Raw genomic sequence first — 16,277 nt, 5'->3', positions numbered from 1 at the left:
ACAACGCGGAACAACATCAAACTGCCGCTGAGCATCCTCGGACAAAGATCGGTTCCAATGGCGCTGTGGAGATGTCGACCTTCCATCGAAATTCGCCATGTGGAGACGCACGATTGGGCTAGCCGCCAAGCGGGTCGCATTTGGAGCAGACGAGAGAAAAAGAAGCGTTTGTTCCGCCAAGGGTTCGGGTATAGCTGCGAAGGTCATCGACGGCATTGGCGACCACCTTGCGATAACCGCGCCCTGTGTAGGCTCCATCGTCTCTTGGTTTGGCAATTGTCTGGCAGAGGGCGCGATGCAGCACCGCGTAGCTTGCACCGGGATTGCGTCGGACATTCAGAACGAAGCCGCTCGGATGATCTTTGAGCCAGACCGTGTAACCGTCATCGTTATCAATGAACTCGTGCATACCGATCCTCTAACATTGTGCGTAGGAACCCCGCTCGGCGCAGCGGGTCCAGTTTCTACCCGGCTGCCACGAAACGAACAGCCTTCCCGCATCCGCACTCATTTGGTCCAAGGGGCTCAACCGATAAATGTCATGCATACCGGAGGGCATCGGGCGACGGCGCAGCACGTCCCATTCACCGTCCGGAACTAAACCATCGATCTCGGCGGCGGTAAGCCCGACGAACAAGGTGTTCCCGTCCGGAAGCGCAACGAAGTTTGCCCAAATGGGGCGCGTGAACCAGCTACGGTTGGCAATTTTCTGGTAAGAGACCCATCGCCAGAATATCTCCGGATCACGACGCCAACAGTCATGGGGAGTCCGACCGTCGCTTAGGGTGTGCCGCAACATTTTGACGTGTTTCGGCTCGATACCGGCAGCGATCAAACGGTCGCGGAACTCCATCGCGCTTACCTCGGCCAGATCGCCATTGCGTCTTTGAACATTTCCCGGCTGCGGGCATCAATCGCTTCGTCGTTCCAGACGGGATAGTTTTCTAGCAGGCGACGATTGATTTCGAGACGGGTGTGCTTGCGCAGGGCTTCTTGCTTTCCGCCCTTACCAACGGGATCGACCCATGGTGAGTTTGACATCGTGGGGTTCAGCTTTTGGCTGACCAGCGTCAAATTGCCGATGCCGTGAAGTGCCCAATTGCGCTCAGCAGGGGAAACATTCTCGGCGATAGGCCATCCTGTTTCCCAGCTTTGCGGCAAAATGTGCTCCACCTGCAATTTCGACCAATCGAAGGTCATCAAAGGTTCGGCCAAGTGGGCGTGTTCCTGATAACGCCGTTCCAGCGCGCGAAGGACCATTAGAACGCGCTCACGGCGCAGCGCCCCGTAGAATTTCCTACGGCCCCACTCGGACTTGAACGTGTCGTCGTCCGGCCACGCATCTGTGTTTGCTTCGCCAAGAAGGCGATCCCGCAATGTAGCGGCAAGGCTCGCACCATCTGCTCGGTCCTTGATGTCGCGCATCAAGGACAAAGCGAGGGTGCCGTATCCGCGTGTCTGGCCGCTACAGACCATCCGCCGGATAAGATAACTTTCCAGCACGACGCCAGAATTGTCGAGATCGTGCGAGTCATCCCCGGCAAGCTCAATCAGGCTCAGAACCAGCGGGTGAAAGACGACGACATCCATCGCCTTAAGGCGCTCAAGAAAGATGTCGAAGCGCGTTGCTTCGCTGGGTCTGTCGATGCGGCGATACCGCTCGGCGTCGAGCTTGATACGAGCCATCAGCTCGGCAACATCTACGCTGACGCCTCCGTCAGCGCGGGCTTCGGCGACGTGCTTGAGGAACAGGTCATACAGGCGCTTGGCCGAGACTGCCTCGTTGGTTTCCTTCGTCAGCCAATTTTGCAGAAAGGTATCCACCCGAGGACGTGCCGCATGTCCGGTGCCGATCTTCGCGCGCCAATATTCATGATCGCGGTCGAACTCGCGCCAATAGGTTTCATAGAGGGAAGGGACATCCAGCTTCTGGCGGGCGGCTTCCCACAGCAACCAGTTTTTGATGAGGTCAGCAGGCAGTAGTGGGGTGCCGTGAGCGTTCAAAGTCTCGAATATCGCTTGCGGCTCATCCGACTTTTCGAGGTCGAGAACGATGACCTTGAGGTAGTCCTTCAATGCTTCGGCTAGAAACTGTGCCCGGCGCTCGGTGTCCCGCGCCAAGAGATAGGCCGAGAACTGCTCGTGGAAGTAACGGTAAGCAGACGCCATGCGCGTGCTGACGTGTTCTAATTCGCTGGGGCCGCTAGCGTCCATGACCTGCTTGAAGGGGGCGCGATCTTCGTTGGTCGGCCAGACCTTGTATTGCTCTTCCCCTTCAGCGACGTTCTCGATCAAATTGCCGATTTGCCGACGGGCAATCTTCACTTTCGGCTGAAATTCGGTCGCAACGCCTTGCTCGGCCTGTGCCAAGGAATGCTCTGCTGCCTTGAGCACGATTTGCAGGGTCGTCAGTCGTTGCTGGCCATCGATGACTTCCCGGCGGGGCAAGGTGCCGGTCGGGTTTTGGACTTGCTCAAGCACCACAGTTCCGAGGAAGTGGCTGGCGATAGAAGCATCACCATTGCGCGTTTCGAGTCTGGACAACAGACCTGCGATGTCTTCCCAGAGCGGTTCCCATTGCTCCTCCCGCGACCAGACATAGGGGCGCTGGAACAACGGCACCGTGTGGCGTGTGTCGCCACTGAACAGTTTGGAAATCGTGATGTAAGTCGGCTGCAACTGGCTTCCCCCAAGAATCCGATGATCCCGAACTAGCGAACCAGTGCTAACGAAATTCATTCAGCCCGAAAACCTAGGTTCTAGCGCGCGGCACTTTGTCCGTGGTCTGCGTCCACAGTTTGGTTCTTAGCCCCCCCGGTCATCCAAAGGCTGGCGTAGCATCCTGAAGTATTCCGTTGCATCCCGTTGCACGACTAGGATTTTTTTTTGAGAATGGCGGAAATCCGTGATTATTGAGGTGCCGTTGAAAGGAACGGCACATGCGAAAGGCACTCAGCGCAAAGGCAATCGAAGCATTCAAGCCGAAGGTCAAACGGTATGAGGTGCATGATCTCTTGTGCCCGGGTTTCAGCCTTCGGGTGTTTCCGACCGGCAGGAAGGTCTTTACGGTCAAATATCGCTACGGCTTGACCCAACGCCGATTGCCCATTGGTGTCCATCCGCGTATCACCCTTGCTGAAGCCCGCAACAAGGCGCTCGAAGCCCTGCGATTGGTGGATGATGGGATTGATCCCGCCGCGCGTCGTCGCCAGCTCGGGATGAACGTCGAGGCCATTTGCAGTGATTTCATTCGCCAATATGCACGGCCGCGCAATCGCAGCTGGAAAGAGGCCGAACGCATCTTGCAACGCGAGTTCGTCGCCGTGCATGGGCAGCGCGATATTCGTGAGATCAAGCGCCACGACATCCTCGAATTGATGGACGGGGCCATCGAACGCGGCGCAGCCTATCAGGCGAACCGCATCCACTCAAATCTGCGCAAGCTCTTCAACTGGTGCATGGAGCGCGGCATCGTTGACGTGTCGCCTGTCATGGGGACCAAGCCACCGACGCGAGAACAGGCCCGTGATCGTGTGCTGACGGACGATGAAATCTGCGCGATGCTGACGGCCGGCGCCAAGGACGCTTATCCCTTCCGCCAATTCGTGCCGCTGCTGCTAGCGACGGCGCAACGGCGCGGCGAGGTGGCACAGATGAAATGGAGTGAAGTGGACCTTGATGCCAAGCAATGGGTCATTCCGGCGGATCTGTCGAAGAACGGCAAGCCGCACGTTGTCCCGCTCAACGACTTCGCGCTACGGCTGCTCGCCGAAGTTCCTCGCTTTCCTGAGTGCGATTGGGTGTTCACGACAACGCGGCGATCTCCGATCAGTGGATTCAGCAAGGCGTTACGGCACATCCATGCCGAGTCCCAGACATCCGAATGGCGACTTCATGACCTGCGGCGAACGGCAGCATCGGGAATGGCGAGGGCGGGGATCGCACCGCACGTTGTCGAGAAGGTATTGAACCACATTTCGGGCACGATTTCCGGGGTGGCCGCTGTATATAATCGATACGGCTACGACGCCGAACGGCGCGAAGCGATGGATAAGTGGGGAAGCTTTCTCGATGGCCTTGGATGATGCAGGATCAGCGCGAACCCGCTGGATATCTGTTGCAAAGGCGGCTGATATAGTTGGAAGGCGATTTCATTCCGATTGGTGTGAAACTGATCCGGCGTCGCTTGAATATGAAGAGGCAGAGGCTACCGACACGGAAGCCTGGCATCGAGCCAACCACGTTGAAGAATTGCTCTTTGGCTTTGTCACGGGTGGGCACGTCACCGCATACGCATTGACCGATGACGGAACCGCAACCACGGATTTGCCACTGCATTGGGTCACGTCTCCCGCCTTCAAGATTTGCCTTCGCACAGGCGCTTGCAGGCTCGATTTCGACAGATGGGAGCCGGTATGGATTGACGAACCGGAACTGATAAAGGTCCTTCCGAAGAAGGGGCAGCCACGCAAGAAGCATACATATGAATGGGATAAGATCGTCCACGAAGCGTGGATGTTCGCGTTGCGACGAGAGGGTATTCCCACGAATGCCGAAGTAGTCAGACATCTTGGTGATTGGTGTCCTGCTAACAGGCTAGACGTCCCTGATGGATCGCATCTGTCTAAAGTGGGCAAGACGGTCATAGACTTTCTGAAAGAGAACAAAACGGGACGGCAAGTTTCGGAATCGATAAGTTGTGAAGCCATCAGCGAGCCAGGGGGATAATTGAACGGCTCCCCGGAGGATGTGCCTCCGGCAATTTGGAGCCGTTATGCATGTATCCCCCAAAGAATCCCGTCCTGCTCGATCTCGCCGCTCTGCGCGGATTGGGTATCGATCTCCACAGAGTCACTCTGTGGAGGCTCGAAAAGCGAAACAAATTCTCAAAACGCCTGAAAATTGGCGCGACGAGCTATTGGCGAGCGGACCAGATCGAGGAGTTCATTTCGAAGTCGAGCTAGGATCGACGACCGTTGTGCGGGCAGAGGTTGTCACCACAAGCCTTGGAGAAAGACCGAGAGGCCACATATTCTACCGCTCCACTACAACTCCTGATGATTTCGCAGATTATGGAGCTTGGATAGATCAGCTCTATCCAGCGCGGGGACGGGGCCAATGAAGCGCCTCGTCCAGTGCGACTATCGCGACCTTCGGACAGGCGAAACTTGGACGCGCCTGTTCGTCTTCGACGCTGAGACAGGCGATCGCCATGACGCTTGGAAGGAAGAAATCGAAGGTGCGCCGCTTCCTGATCCGAGCCGCCACGATTGGGGAGGGCCCAAACAATGAAGGCGCAGAGAGGAGAGCGCATTAGCGTCCGCTTCGACCGGCGCGGTAGTGTCCTGAGTATGATGCAATGGTTCGCGGGGCAGGATATTCCTGTCCTGCCAATCCATGGTGTTGTTGACGACTGCTGCACGTGCGGCGACGACGATTGCGAAAGCCCCGGCAAGCATCCGATCAGCTCGTTGGTTCGCAACGGCGTCAAGGGCGCGACAGTCGATGTGCAGATCATTCAGCGCTGGCACCGTAAACACCCCGACATGAACTATGCCGTGGCGACTGAAGGGCTGGCCGTGATCGACTGCGACAGCAAGGAAGCCTTGCGGGCATTCCGTTCAGGGCATCATCCGCCGCCAACGTTCACCGTGAAAACGGCGAGGGGGTTCCATTTCTACTACCGGGGCGAAATGCCCGCTCGAAATGGCGCGCAGAACAAGCTGGACGTCAAGAGCGGTCCCGGCTGCTATGTCGTCGGGCCAAGTTCGATGCACGCCTCGGGCGCTATCTATGCGCTCTGGGAGGACCTCCCGATGGCCAAATTGCCGCTGAACATTGCGGTCATTACCGAACGGAGTGAAGACCCGATCGAAGCAGGCGAGGGCGGACCGATCCCGGTCGGGCTGCGCAATGACACACTCACGAAGTTCGCGGGTTACATGCACGGGAAGGGGGTGCCGCAAGCGGCGCTGTTGGACACGCTGAAGACGCTGAACCGCACCATGTCCGAGAAACCGTTGCCGGATCGCGAGGTCAGACAAATCGCGCGGAGCGTGTCGCGCTATCCGGTCAAGCCGTTGCCGCAGATCATTCCGTTCTCGGAAATCCCGGAAGAGCGCCTTGAATTCCTTTGGTATCCCTATGTTTGTCTCGGCACACTCGGATTGCTGGACGGCGATCCCGGTGATGGCAAAAGCCAGCTTTGCGTTTGGTTATGCGCGCGCCTAAGTCGTGGGGAGCAATTGCCGAATGGCGATCGAATTGAACCGGCCAATTGCTTTCTGTTCAATTTCGAGGACCTGCCCGGTGCCGTCATCAAGAAGCGGCTGGAGGCGAACGGCGCGGACCTTTCGCGCGTATTCATCCAGTCGCGGCAGTTTCAGCTTACGTCGGAAATGGTCGAATGGCTGGACGGTGAAATAGCGGAAAAGAAGCCACGTCTCGTCATTCTCGATCCGATTCAAGCGTTCATGTCCGGCGTGGACGGCAACAGCAACATCGACGTACGCGAGTTCATGTCGCGCTTGGGCGACATTGCGGCGAAGCGAAAATGCGCGATCATCTGCGTTCGTCACTTCGGTAAGAGCGCGCAGGACAAGGCCATGAAGAAGGGGCTGGGTTCCACCGACTTTGTGGGTATCTCGCGCAACCAATTCGGTCTTGCCCGCCGCGCCGATGATGTCCGGGGTTTCATCGTGTTCCATATGAAGACGAACTTCGAGCGTGGGCAGTCCATGCTGTTCACGATGGGCGATGCCGATGGGCGGCAGGGTGAGCAGCCGCGTATCGCCTTCGACAAGTTCACCGAAGTAACCGCCGACGAATATTTTTCGGCCGAGTCGCCCACGCGCGGCCCGGATCAGGATGAGCGGGAGGTCGCCAAAGGGTTCCTGTTGGAGGCGCTGGCGGATGGACCCAAGCCGGCGGCCAAGCTCAAATCGAAGGGTGAGGCGCGAGCGATTAGCGCGTCCACCCTTGATCGGGCGCGGAAAGAGCTAGGCATAATCACGGCCAAGGAGGGCAAAGTCTGGTACTGGTCGCTAGCGCCCGATTGACGCCAACTTTTCAAGTTTCCAAGTTTTCATCGCCGGGGAGGGGCGGGAATGTCCCACGTACCGCCCCGGCACTTTTCACGATGTTCCAGCCAGTGAAAACGTGAAAACCGGAAAAGTTGGATCGAGACAGGCGAGGGAGACATCGGTTGCCCGATGCCCCGGCTCGTCAAACGGTCGGCGTCGCTGAGAGTGCCTTTCGAGCTTCGTCCAACGCTTTCGATCCCGGCGCCCATGACCACGGCTGCCTTGCGACGTGTTCCTTGCCCAGTGTGGGGTAGAGCTTGGTCTGTTTCGCGGCGAGCCGCAGCAGCATCCGGGCATCGCGCGCGGGCATCTTCATTTCGCGGGCGAGCTGGTCGAGCGTGACCATTTCGACGGGAGGCTTCGCTGGTGCCTTGCTTCCCGATGCAAGCTTGGCGACATCGGACTTACTTACGGCGCTCGGCGCGGCGGTGGTCGGCTTTGCGGGTTCGGTCGTCGTCATGTCGGTCATCTCCTTTGTTTGGACCGACATTTCCATTAAGATGGGTTCGGAAGGCGTGTCAGGAGAAATCCTAGAAATCCCAGTCGATTTCCATGAGCGGGATCGAGAATGACGCTTTCCCGTCGGTGAAAAGGTATTCGTCGTCGTCGCTGCCGATTTCAAACGTGTAGCGGTGCCCGTCCACATCGATATGGATAATCTCGTCGGGCATGTGAGTCACTTCGATCACCGCGCCGGGGAATAGCGCCTGCGCATTAGACAACAGGTGTAACCGGTCGAACGGTTCGTGGTCGGACATGATGGCCTCCTTTCGTTGACCATCTTCGCAATAAGATCATGGGTGCGGCGAAGTCAGGAAAAATCCCACGAAACCCGCTGATTTCCGAACGGGTGCCGGTGCGCAAAATTGCGCAATACGGTCAGGACCCGCTGATATAGAATCAGGTGGTCGGTGCGCCTAAACGCTTGGAATTCCTTATCTTGGGCGCGCTACGGTGTTTCGCCGGGCATCCGACGGGAACCAGACCGATCAGTAAAGGCGCGGAGTCGGTCAAGGTATAGCGCCTGTGCATCATGCTCCGCTTGTCGAAGGCGGCTCACCATATCGATGCGATTACGCCCTCGTGCGCGCGGATGACTACCCGACCCGCACAGGCGGCTGCGGAGCTTTGCGGTCTTGCGGCGGGCGCGCGAAACTTCGTCCATGCCTTGCACCGCATAGCTTAGGCGCTGCGCCTCGCGTGAACCGAAGCGGCCTCTGGCATAATACAAGACCTCGCAGCGCCGAGTGGAGAACGGACAGATGAAATAGCAGCGGTGGCCGCCAAATGGCGATGGCACCATTTCGACGGCGACGGGCTGGTTGATGGCACCGTCAGGCATTTGACCGACGATTGTCATGACGCCGCCACGTTCAACGTCGCTGAGGTCGGCACGCAGGCGCGCGCTGGCGGTGCTTAGGCCGCCGATTGACCAATGCAACGTGTCGATGATGCATTCGCCCGGTGCGATTACACCCAGCCGCCGCAATGCGCGAATGTCGAGCGCCAGCATTTCCTCGACGTTGCCGATATGCGTTGATCGCCGCGCGCCCGAACCAAGTCCGCCCATGAAAGCCTCCTGCGTCTCGGACGGCATCATACATCGAGATCGCCCACGTCTCAGGCCCAACCTCCGGCTCTCCGGACGGCGGCTCTGTGCTTCTCAAGCTGGCTTTTCAACGAAATACTGTGGCTTGGGGTAGGTGCGCCCTCAGTCGAGTAGCCGCCCTGGCGTCACGCCTAAGGCGGTCGCAAGCTTGTCCACCACCGTAATCGTCGGATTGCGCGCGCCACGCTCAAGATCGCTGATGTAGGTTCGGTGCAAACCCGCCTCATCCGCAAACGCTTCCTGCGACCACCCCTTGTCCTGCCTCAACTGGCGTAGATTCTGCGCAAGACGTTCCCGGATATCCATCGGAGCGACAGCACCGTGATGTCGTCAATTGGTCTACAGACGATCAGTGACAAATCCTTTGACCATGGATTCCGCACTCCTTATCGATGTCACTTATTGACTACAATAAGGGGTGCAAGATGCTGAAGTACTTGGTTGCAGTAGCTGCGTTGTCGCTTGCGGGCTGCGTTTCGATGGGCACGAACTACGACGTGGCAGCGGTCGATCGCCTTCGCGTTGGTATGACCAAGGCGGAGGTTATCGGCCTTCTCGGGCAGCCCAATCAGGTCGTCACAAATTCGGATGGGAGCGAATGCATCGTCTGGGTGCATTCCACCGGATCGATGTTCGGAGCGAACGCGCGTTCGCTCGGACTGCCCTTCGGGCCAGACGGAAAATTGACCGATGTGCCCAAGTGACATCATGCAACAAAACGAGTTTTTTCAGAGATGCGCACTCGAAATCGACGATTTCCGTAGAGGGGTAGTCGTGCAAGCATGCTGGGAGACAGGCATAATTGGCTCAAATAAGACGACAAAGAAGGAATGATCAAGCGGCAGATGTGGGTTTAGAGCGTCATGCTCTGTTATCCACTCTTGACTTAGGCAGAGTAGCGGAGCAATCGTCCGGGGATATAGACCGGAGCGATGATATGCGGCTCACGCCTGAGATAGCCATCCAAAACGAAAACGTCATCGAATGCATCAATCGCGGCGTGATAGAGATCGCCAACGGTCGAGCTACCTATCACCTGAACCACAAGAAGTCCTACGCGTGGAGCGACCCGGAGGAGTGGGTGCGCTGCATCGCCATCGCCAATCTGGTGATCGATAAGAAATACCCAGCTACACAGATGCGCGTCGAAGTGCAGGTGCCGCGTCGGACTCCCAGCGATTGGGCGGACATCATCGTTTATCGCGACGAGGGTTGCCGCGAACCGTACTTGGTCGTTGAATGCAAGAGCGACCCGCAGGCGAAGGCTTCCCGGGATCAAGGCGTTGAGCAGCTCTTCGGCAATGCCAATTCGTTGCGCATCCCCTTGGGCCTCTATGAGGAATATGGCGAGTCTCGCTTCTATGACGTGGAGAACTTCCCTTCCACTGAGCGGGTTCAGAACATGCTCGGCACTCGCGATGCGGTGCCCGAGCAGTTCGGCGAGGTGCCGACCTATAGCTATATCGCTGGCAGTGCGACCGACATCCATCCGGTTGCCTCGAACATCCTCGAAGGCAAGATCAAACGCGTCCACTCGCTGATATGGGCGGGTGGCAAACGCGATCCACTCACTTCATTTGACGAGTGGAGCAAGTTGTTATTCGCCAAGGTCGTGGACGAACGGAATCGTCGCTCTGGCGAGTTTCGCCACTTTCAGGTGGGAACTAACGAAACTACGGCTGCCGTCGCCGGTCGGGTTCACGCGCTCTTTGCGCAGGCCTGCAGACAGGACCCGACGATCTTCCCGTCCAACTCCCGTATCCGCCTCACAGACAAGAAGATCTACGAGATCGTGCTGACCTTGCAGGAAGTCAGCTTCCTGCGGACGGACGTTGACAGCATTGGCGCTGCCTTCGAGAACTTCTTCGGTTCGGTGTTTCGCGGAGAGCTCGGTCAGTATTTCACGATGCGGCAGCTCGCCCGATTCACGGTCGCTATGCTCGGCATCAGTGAGAATGACTACATTATCGATCCCACGGCGGGCAGCGGTGGCTTCCTTTTGGAAGCTCTCTTGCAGGTCTGGCACAACATTGATCGCGAGTACGACGGCCAGCCTGAGGTCGAGATTAGTCGTGCGAAAATGGACTTCTCCCGGACGAACGTCTTCGGGATTGAAATCCACGAGATTTTGGGGCGCATCTGCAAAATCAACCTGCTCCTACACCACGATGGTCACACCAACATCGAGGCTGACCGGTCCTGCCTCGACACGGTCTTCGCCCATGCTCGACTGAATCCGCCCCGCGACAAGTTCACGAAGTTGTTCGGCAATCCGCCCTTTGGAGACGAAGTGCAGGCGGGGGATGATGACCACTTAGGCTCAAACGTGCTCGACGCCTTTACCGTCGCTGACAATCGCACCAAGGTCGCATCCGAACACGTTATTCTAGAGCGCTCGGTTGAGCTGCTTGAGCCCGGTGGTGAGCTGGGCCTTATCCTGCCCGATGGCTTGTTTAACAATCAAGGCGAGCAAAGCAATTGCCCCGCTGTTCGTCGTTTCCTAGCGAAGCGCGGGTTCATCGAGGCCATCGTCTCCCTACCTGACTATGCGTTCCGTAAGTCCGGTGCGCAAAACAAGACGTCGATCCTCTACTTCCGCAAGTTTCAGGGCTGGCAGCAGACGATGTTCGATCAGGCCTATGCGGAGGCCATTAATGGAGGTGCAGCGGAAGAGGAGGCGGTCGCCACTGCGTTGGACGCGCTCGAATACAGGGTGTTCCTGGCTGAGGCAAACTGGGTCGGCTATACGTCAACGGGCATCCATTCTGACGTAAACGACCTCTATCGTGGGTCGGCCGGTGGCCGCCTCGCGGACGAACAGGACGGCACCATCCTCGGTGAATATCGCGCCTTCCAAGCAGACCCGACCAACTACCAAGGCCGCAAGTCACCGGATTGCATGGCCATTCCCGCAGGCGAGCTGTGGCGGGCCCATGCAAGCCATCGGCTTGATCCTAAGTACCACCTGTTCAAGCGAGAAGAGCAGAACATCGTGCCCGAAGGATGGGTCAAGATGCCCATTCGCGACGTGCTTCGTCGCCGTACTGATCTCGTGAAGCCAGAGGAGCGCCCGACCGAGCAGGTGAAGGTGATGACCATCGGTCAATCCGGAGAAATTCGTCCCCGTGAGGTTGGAAAGGGACGCAACCCTCCCGAGTGGCTTGGCATGTATTTCGAGGAAAGCCCCTCCACTTGGTTCGCGGCGCGAGAGGGCGATGTGGTCTTTAGCTCCATCGACCTTTGGAAGGGCTGTGTTGCGGTTGTCCCCTCAGCGTTCGACCGGGCACTCGTGACGAAGGAGTTCCCGATTTACGAGATTACCGACGAACGCCTCGATCCAGTGTTCCTTTCGTGTCTTCTTCGTAGCCGCTATTACCAGCGAGCATTTCGGGCGATCACGACCGGCCACAGCAATCGCCGCCGAACGCAGGTGGGGGACTTTGAAGCCCTAGAGATCGCGTTTCCACCTGATCGCACAACACAGCTTGAGTTGGTCGAAGGGCTGGTGGCCGCTCGCGATAGTCAACGGGAGGCCTTGGACCTCATGTCTCGTGCCATGATGGTATTTAACGACACCATCGACCGACGAGGAGATGAAGCGTTGCCTGAGGTTGAGCTGGATTCGGCGTCGGAAGACGCTGATGTATGACTGTTGAAAGGTCGACCGCGGCATAATAGCGGGTAGTATTCACCAACAATCGTCACGATCACTCGGTACCGTCAGCGGGTAATAGGGGGAATGGATGAGAGCTTGTCGCGTCAGCATCAGTCATTTCCGTGCCATCAAGGCCGCCACGGTTTTGCTGCCCAAGCATGCTGTTCTCATCGGCGACAATAACACGGGCAAGACGACCATTCTTGAGGCACTGGATCTAGCTCTTGGGCCGGATCGCCTCAACCGATTTCCCCCAATCGACGAGCACGACTTTTATCAGGGACAGTACTTGGCAACCTGCGGGTCGGCAGAGGACCAAGACGGTGATGCTAAAGACGTCGAAGAAGACCACTTCGAACAAGATGCTGCTGAAGCTGCCGACGATGCCGATCCTGCGCCCGAGGAGGCACCGCGCATCGAAATTGAAGTCGCGATTGCCGACCTTTCCGAGGACCAGAAGGCTCGCTTCGGCGACTATGTAGAGTTTTGGGATTCCGTCGCCGATCAGTTCTATGCGGAACCAAATCCAGAAGGGGTTGATCCCGACCATATAACTGAAGCCCTTCGCGTGACCTTTCATGGTTGGTATGACCCTGATGAAGACGATTTTCAGGGGAAGACCTACTTCACACGCAGCATTACCGAAGGGGGCAGTCCCGTTGAGTTTCGTAAGAAGGACAAGCAGGTTTGCGGCTTCCTATACCTCCGCTCCCTGCGCACAGGCAGTCGCGCGCTGAGCCTCGAACGGGGCAGCCTCTTGGATATCATCCTTCGTTTAAAGGAAGTCCGCCCACAGATGTGGGAGGACACGATTGGCAAACTCTCGGACTTCACGGTGGCCGCCGATCCCGCGTTAGGTATCTCCGGCGTGCTGGAGAGCATCAACACAGCGCTGAAGAAATATGTGCCCAAGGAGTGGGGTATCGAACCTCATCTTAAGGTCTCCAATCTCACGCGCGAGCATCTGAGAAAAGTCATTACGGCGTTCATTGCCACGGGTGAAGGTGAGCACGCTGCACCATTTTATCGCCAAGGCACGGGCACGATCAACATGCTGGTGCTTGCAATGCTCTCGCAGATTGCGGCCGATAAGCAGAACGTAATTTTTGCGATGGAGGAACCTGAGACAGCGATTCCCCCCTATGCCCAAAAGCGTATCGTGCATGAGATACAGTCGCTCGCTTCACAGGCCATATTTACGTCACACTCGCCATACGTCCTCGAAGAGTTCGCTCTTGATGAGACGGTCGTGCTTGGCCGGAACGCTTCTGGCGAGTTGAGCCGAAAGTTGATCGCGCTCCCCGATAGCCTCAAATTGAAGGTCTATAGGCAGGATTTTCGAGCCCGGTTTTGTGAGGGACTGCTGTCCCGTCGTGTTCTGATTGCTGAGGGGGAAACGGAAACCACCGCCTTCCCAGTGGTATGCCGCCGATTGGCCGAATTGAACCCCGCCGAATACAAGTCACTCGAAGCCCTTGGTATGTGCACGCTCAACGCTGGCAGCGATTCGAAGATCGCGGGAATGGCCAAACTTTTTCGCAATCTGGGCAAGCGCACTTTCGCACTGTGCGACAAGCAGGATACGGCGGGCCAAGCCCTTATCGAGGCCGAAGTCGAACTTCTTCTCATGCACGACGAAAAGGCCATCGAGAAGCTCGTCCTTGACGGCACCACCGAGGCGGCACTGCAAAGATTTGCAGGCACATTGGAATGGCCGCCGCATATCATTCAAAAATATCCTGTCCCAGTCGCACAAGCTCGAGATGCTCTGGCCGAGTATTTCGGTTGGGCAAAGGGCAATTGGGGGTTGGCTGACTTTTTCGCGCAATGTTCCGAGGCTGAAATTCCTGAATGGTTGCGCCAAGCCTGCAAGCAGTTGATGCAGGCCTGCGACCCTGCTCCAGCCCAGGAAGAAGTGGCTCCCGCCCGTGATGAAGCTCAGCCAGAGGCTGCCAATGATGGAGCTGACTGAAAAGCAGCTTGAGGTCATGGCCAGCGACGGGCATCTGCTAGTCACTGGCGGCCCGGGCTCTGGCAAGACGACAATATCAATCCTGAAGGCCGCCCAGATTGCCGAGCGCAACCTTCGACCGCAGCATAAGGTCCTGTTTCTAAGTTTCGCTCGCGCCAGTGTCGCTCGCGTAGTTGAAGCGATCGAGGAAGAGCAAAGCATCTCTCGTGATGCCAAACGGCGCATCGAGGTTGAAACCTACCACTCCTTTTTCTGGCGCATTCTCAAGGCGCATGGCTACCTCATAGGATTGCCGCGCCGACTGAATATTCTCACGCCACCCGCCGAAGCGATTGCTCTTTCAGCGATACGGAGTGGATTCGGCGCTGACAGCAAACTTTCAGCGAAGGAGAAGGAGGACAAGGCGAACGCGGAAAAGGCGGAGAGGCATCGGCTCGCCAAGCATGATGGGCGAATTTGCTTTGATTTATTCGCTCCGTTCGTTGGCGATCTCCTGCACCGAAGCGAGCGATTGCGGCGACTTCTCGCGACCATGTACCCCGTCGTCATCCTCGACGAGTTCCAGGATACAAACGCCGAGCAATGGGGTGTTGTCCAAGCAATCGGTCAGTACACGCGTCTTATTGCCCTCGCTGATCCCGAGCAGCGCATATTCGACTTTATAGGTGCTGACCCCGAACGTCTGAATCATTTCCGCGAGGCATTCACCCCCACCGAGATTGATTTCAGTGATGCCAACCACCGAAGCGCAGGCACAGACATCGCAAAGTTCGGGAATGCCATCCTTGCCGGCAAATTCGATCAGACGGCATACGAAGGGATAGGCTTCAAATTGTTCGAACCTTTCGCAGATCGGGCGATGACGGCGCTAGTCGCCTGCACCTATGCAGCACGCAAACGCCTCGTGGATGTCGGCAAGCCAGAGTGGTCACTGGCGATACTCGTCCCCACCAAAAAAATGACACGACTTGTGTCAGACACATTTCGCGAACCGCCCGCAGGCATGCAGGCCATAGCACATAGCGCTGTAGTTGAGCTGGAAGCCGCCATTCTTGGTTCAGAAATCATCGCACATCTAATGCAGCCGGATGCGGTTGTGCGCGTTGACGTCTTTCTCGACCTCCTGTGCAACTACTTTCAGGGAAAGGGCGGAGATCGCCCTTCCAAAGGTGCGCTGGAAGAAGCCCACCGCTTACGCAAAGCCTATGATAAATGGTCTGCGGCGCTTGACGCAGGGAAGAATCCGCCCGGAAACAGCATCCTCCGTGCCACCTTCGAAGTCTACAATGCCGCAATTACTGTCGTGTTGACTGGTGATCCTGACAAAGACTGGCGAGCGGTCAGAGCCGTACTGGAAGATGGAGGTTGCAAACGCCTCAACGAGGTCGGCACCGAAGTGCGAAACATCCGCCTGTTGGAGCGAGGCACGCAGCTTCGTCAGGATCTTACTCAAGATTGGCGGGACAACGGGTCTTACGCAAATGCACTCGCGATTGTTCAGCAGGCTTTCGTTCAAGAACACTTTGCTTCCAGTACGAAGCCCGAGAGCGGTGTTGTGGTCATGAACATGCATAAGGCTAAGGGCAAACAATTTGACGAGGTCATCATTTTTGAAGGATGGCCGCGCAAAAAGAACAACGAGATCGTCGCGAATCTAGATCGCATCGTCCGGAACAATGACCGGGCAGAGGTGAATGATGGCTCACGCCAGAATTTCCGAGTGAGCGTGACCCGTGGTCGTCGGCGCACCACAATCCTAACGCCCAAGGGCGATCCTTGTGTATTGTTGGTGCCAGAGGATAATTAGCAATTAGCCTGCACGGTCACTGCGATCAGCGATGAAGCATCTGATGCCCCATTGGTGCCCCGCCGGAACGCGCAACCTCCAAATCGTATCTAAGTCATTGAAAAATGGTGGACGCACTAGGGCTCGAACCTAGGACCCGCTGATTAAGAGTC

Annotated in this window: 15 protein-coding genes; 8 read left to right on the top strand and 7 right to left on the bottom strand. The window is 57.2% G+C overall.

The window, feature by feature from the left end; genetic code table 11:
• Positions 1-118 precede the first annotated feature (118 nt).
• The 3 genes from ACFDTG_RS04300 to ACFDTG_RS04290 are packed head-to-tail and all read right to left on the bottom strand — an operon-like array spanning position 119 to position 2,679.
• Positions 119-409 (bottom strand): hypothetical protein, encoded by a 291-nt coding sequence (locus tag ACFDTG_RS04300; protein WP_375289777.1) that lies wholly within the window; start codon positions 407-409, stop codon positions 119-121.
• A gap of 9 nt (positions 410-418) precedes the next feature.
• Positions 419-853, bottom strand: a complete 435-nt coding sequence (locus tag ACFDTG_RS04295; RefSeq protein WP_375289776.1) for a hypothetical protein — start codon at positions 851-853, stop codon at positions 419-421.
• A gap of 5 nt (positions 854-858) precedes the next feature.
• A complete protein-coding gene (locus ACFDTG_RS04290) occupies positions 859-2,679 on the bottom strand; it encodes a DUF262 domain-containing protein (protein WP_375289775.1) in 1,821 nt (606 codons plus the stop codon).
• Positions 2,680-2,939: 260 nt separating this feature from the next.
• Here ACFDTG_RS04290 and ACFDTG_RS04285 point away from each other — a divergent pair, with 260 nt between their 5' ends.
• From ACFDTG_RS04285 to ACFDTG_RS04270, 4 genes are all read left to right on the top strand, one after another.
• Positions 2,940-4,085, top strand: coding sequence for a tyrosine-type recombinase/integrase (locus ACFDTG_RS04285; protein ID WP_375289774.1), 1,146 nt, complete (start codon positions 2,940-2,942; stop codon positions 4,083-4,085).
• Positions 4,072-4,728, top strand: a complete 657-nt coding sequence (locus tag ACFDTG_RS04280; RefSeq protein ID WP_375289773.1) for a hypothetical protein — start codon at positions 4,072-4,074, stop codon at positions 4,726-4,728. The genes ACFDTG_RS04285 and ACFDTG_RS04280 overlap by 14 nt, the downstream gene beginning before the upstream one ends.
• Positions 4,729-4,778: 50 nt before the next feature.
• Positions 4,779-4,964 carry a helix-turn-helix transcriptional regulator gene (locus ACFDTG_RS04275; RefSeq protein ID WP_375289772.1) on the top strand — a complete coding sequence of 62 codons (186 nt, stop codon included), beginning with the start codon at positions 4,779-4,781 and terminating at the stop codon, positions 4,962-4,964.
• 324 nt (positions 4,965-5,288) lie between these two features.
• Entirely contained in the window at positions 5,289-7,058 is a 1,770-nt protein-coding gene (locus ACFDTG_RS04270; protein ID WP_375289771.1) for an AAA family ATPase, read from the top strand.
• Positions 7,059-7,224: 166 nt separating this feature from the next.
• Here the strand turns inward: ACFDTG_RS04270 and ACFDTG_RS04265 are convergent, their stop codons facing one another.
• From ACFDTG_RS04265 to ACFDTG_RS04250, 4 genes are all read right to left on the bottom strand, one after another.
• A complete protein-coding gene (locus ACFDTG_RS04265) occupies positions 7,225-7,542 on the bottom strand; it encodes a hypothetical protein (RefSeq protein WP_375289770.1) in 318 nt (105 codons plus the stop codon).
• Positions 7,543-7,612: 70 nt separating this feature from the next.
• On the bottom strand, positions 7,613-7,840 hold the full coding sequence (locus ACFDTG_RS04260; RefSeq protein WP_375289769.1) for a hypothetical protein: 228 nt from the start codon (positions 7,838-7,840) through the stop codon (positions 7,613-7,615).
• Positions 7,841-8,031: 191 nt separating this feature from the next.
• Entirely contained in the window at positions 8,032-8,595 is a 564-nt protein-coding gene (locus tag ACFDTG_RS04255; protein ID WP_375289768.1) for a hypothetical protein, read from the bottom strand.
• Between the two features lie 198 nt (positions 8,596-8,793).
• On the bottom strand, positions 8,794-8,997 hold the full coding sequence (locus ACFDTG_RS04250; protein WP_375289767.1) for a helix-turn-helix domain-containing protein: 204 nt from the start codon (positions 8,995-8,997) through the stop codon (positions 8,794-8,796).
• Between the two features lie 119 nt (positions 8,998-9,116).
• On the opposite strand from ACFDTG_RS04250, the gene ACFDTG_RS04245 reads away from it, so the two are divergent.
• The 4 genes from ACFDTG_RS04245 (at position 9,117) to ACFDTG_RS04230 (ending at position 16,125) form a co-directional block, all read left to right on the top strand.
• Positions 9,117-9,395: a hypothetical protein gene (locus ACFDTG_RS04245; RefSeq protein WP_375289766.1), complete on the top strand. Its 279-nt coding sequence runs from the start codon at positions 9,117-9,119 to the stop codon at positions 9,393-9,395.
• Positions 9,396-9,628: 233 nt separating this feature from the next.
• Positions 9,629-12,340, top strand: a complete 2,712-nt coding sequence (locus ACFDTG_RS04240) for an N-6 DNA methylase (RefSeq protein WP_375289765.1) — start codon at positions 9,629-9,631, stop codon at positions 12,338-12,340.
• A 94-nt stretch (positions 12,341-12,434) separates the two neighbouring features.
• Positions 12,435-14,318 carry an ATP-dependent endonuclease gene (locus tag ACFDTG_RS04235; RefSeq protein WP_375289764.1) on the top strand — a complete coding sequence of 628 codons (1,884 nt, stop codon included), beginning with the start codon at positions 12,435-12,437 and terminating at the stop codon, positions 14,316-14,318.
• Positions 14,278-16,125, top strand: coding sequence for a UvrD-helicase domain-containing protein (locus ACFDTG_RS04230; RefSeq protein WP_375289763.1), 1,848 nt, complete (start codon positions 14,278-14,280; stop codon positions 16,123-16,125). The genes ACFDTG_RS04235 and ACFDTG_RS04230 overlap by 41 nt, the downstream gene beginning before the upstream one ends.
• Positions 16,126-16,277: the final 152 nt, after the last annotated feature.

It is taken from the genome of Qipengyuania sp. (assembly GCF_042095715.1).
GTDB lineage: Bacteria > Pseudomonadota > Alphaproteobacteria > Sphingomonadales > Sphingomonadaceae > Qipengyuania.
This window is presented reverse-complemented; position numbering and strand designations above follow the sequence as displayed.

Bases quoted from the DNA above. Each gene is read 5' to 3' on its own strand.
- ACFDTG_RS04300 (WP_375289777.1), bottom strand. From the start codon at position 409: ATGCACGAGTTCATTGATAACGATGACGGTTACACGGTCTGGCTCAAA.
- ACFDTG_RS04295 (WP_375289776.1), bottom strand. From the start codon at position 853: ATGGAGTTCCGCGACCGTTTGATCGCTGCCGGTATCGAGCCGAAACAC.
- ACFDTG_RS04285 (WP_375289774.1), top strand. From the start codon at position 2,940: ATGCGAAAGGCACTCAGCGCAAAGGCAATCGAAGCATTCAAGCCGAAG.
- ACFDTG_RS04280 (WP_375289773.1), top strand. From the start codon at position 4,072: ATGGCCTTGGATGATGCAGGATCAGCGCGAACCCGCTGGATATCTGTT.
- ACFDTG_RS04275 (WP_375289772.1), top strand. From the start codon at position 4,779: ATGTATCCCCCAAAGAATCCCGTCCTGCTCGATCTCGCCGCTCTGCGC.
- ACFDTG_RS04270 (WP_375289771.1), top strand. From the start codon at position 5,289: ATGAAGGCGCAGAGAGGAGAGCGCATTAGCGTCCGCTTCGACCGGCGC.
- ACFDTG_RS04265 (WP_375289770.1), bottom strand. From the start codon at position 7,542: ATGACGACGACCGAACCCGCAAAGCCGACCACCGCCGCGCCGAGCGCC.
- ACFDTG_RS04260 (WP_375289769.1), bottom strand. From the start codon at position 7,840: ATGTCCGACCACGAACCGTTCGACCGGTTACACCTGTTGTCTAATGCG.
- ACFDTG_RS04255 (WP_375289768.1), bottom strand. From the start codon at position 8,595: ATGCTGGCGCTCGACATTCGCGCATTGCGGCGGCTGGGTGTAATCGCA.
- ACFDTG_RS04250 (WP_375289767.1), bottom strand. From the start codon at position 8,997: ATGGATATCCGGGAACGTCTTGCGCAGAATCTACGCCAGTTGAGGCAG.
- ACFDTG_RS04245 (WP_375289766.1), top strand. From the start codon at position 9,117: ATGCTGAAGTACTTGGTTGCAGTAGCTGCGTTGTCGCTTGCGGGCTGC.
- ACFDTG_RS04240 (WP_375289765.1), top strand. From the start codon at position 9,629: ATGCGGCTCACGCCTGAGATAGCCATCCAAAACGAAAACGTCATCGAA.
- ACFDTG_RS04235 (WP_375289764.1), top strand. From the start codon at position 12,435: ATGAGAGCTTGTCGCGTCAGCATCAGTCATTTCCGTGCCATCAAGGCC.
- ACFDTG_RS04230 (WP_375289763.1), top strand. From the start codon at position 14,278: ATGAAGCTCAGCCAGAGGCTGCCAATGATGGAGCTGACTGAAAAGCAG.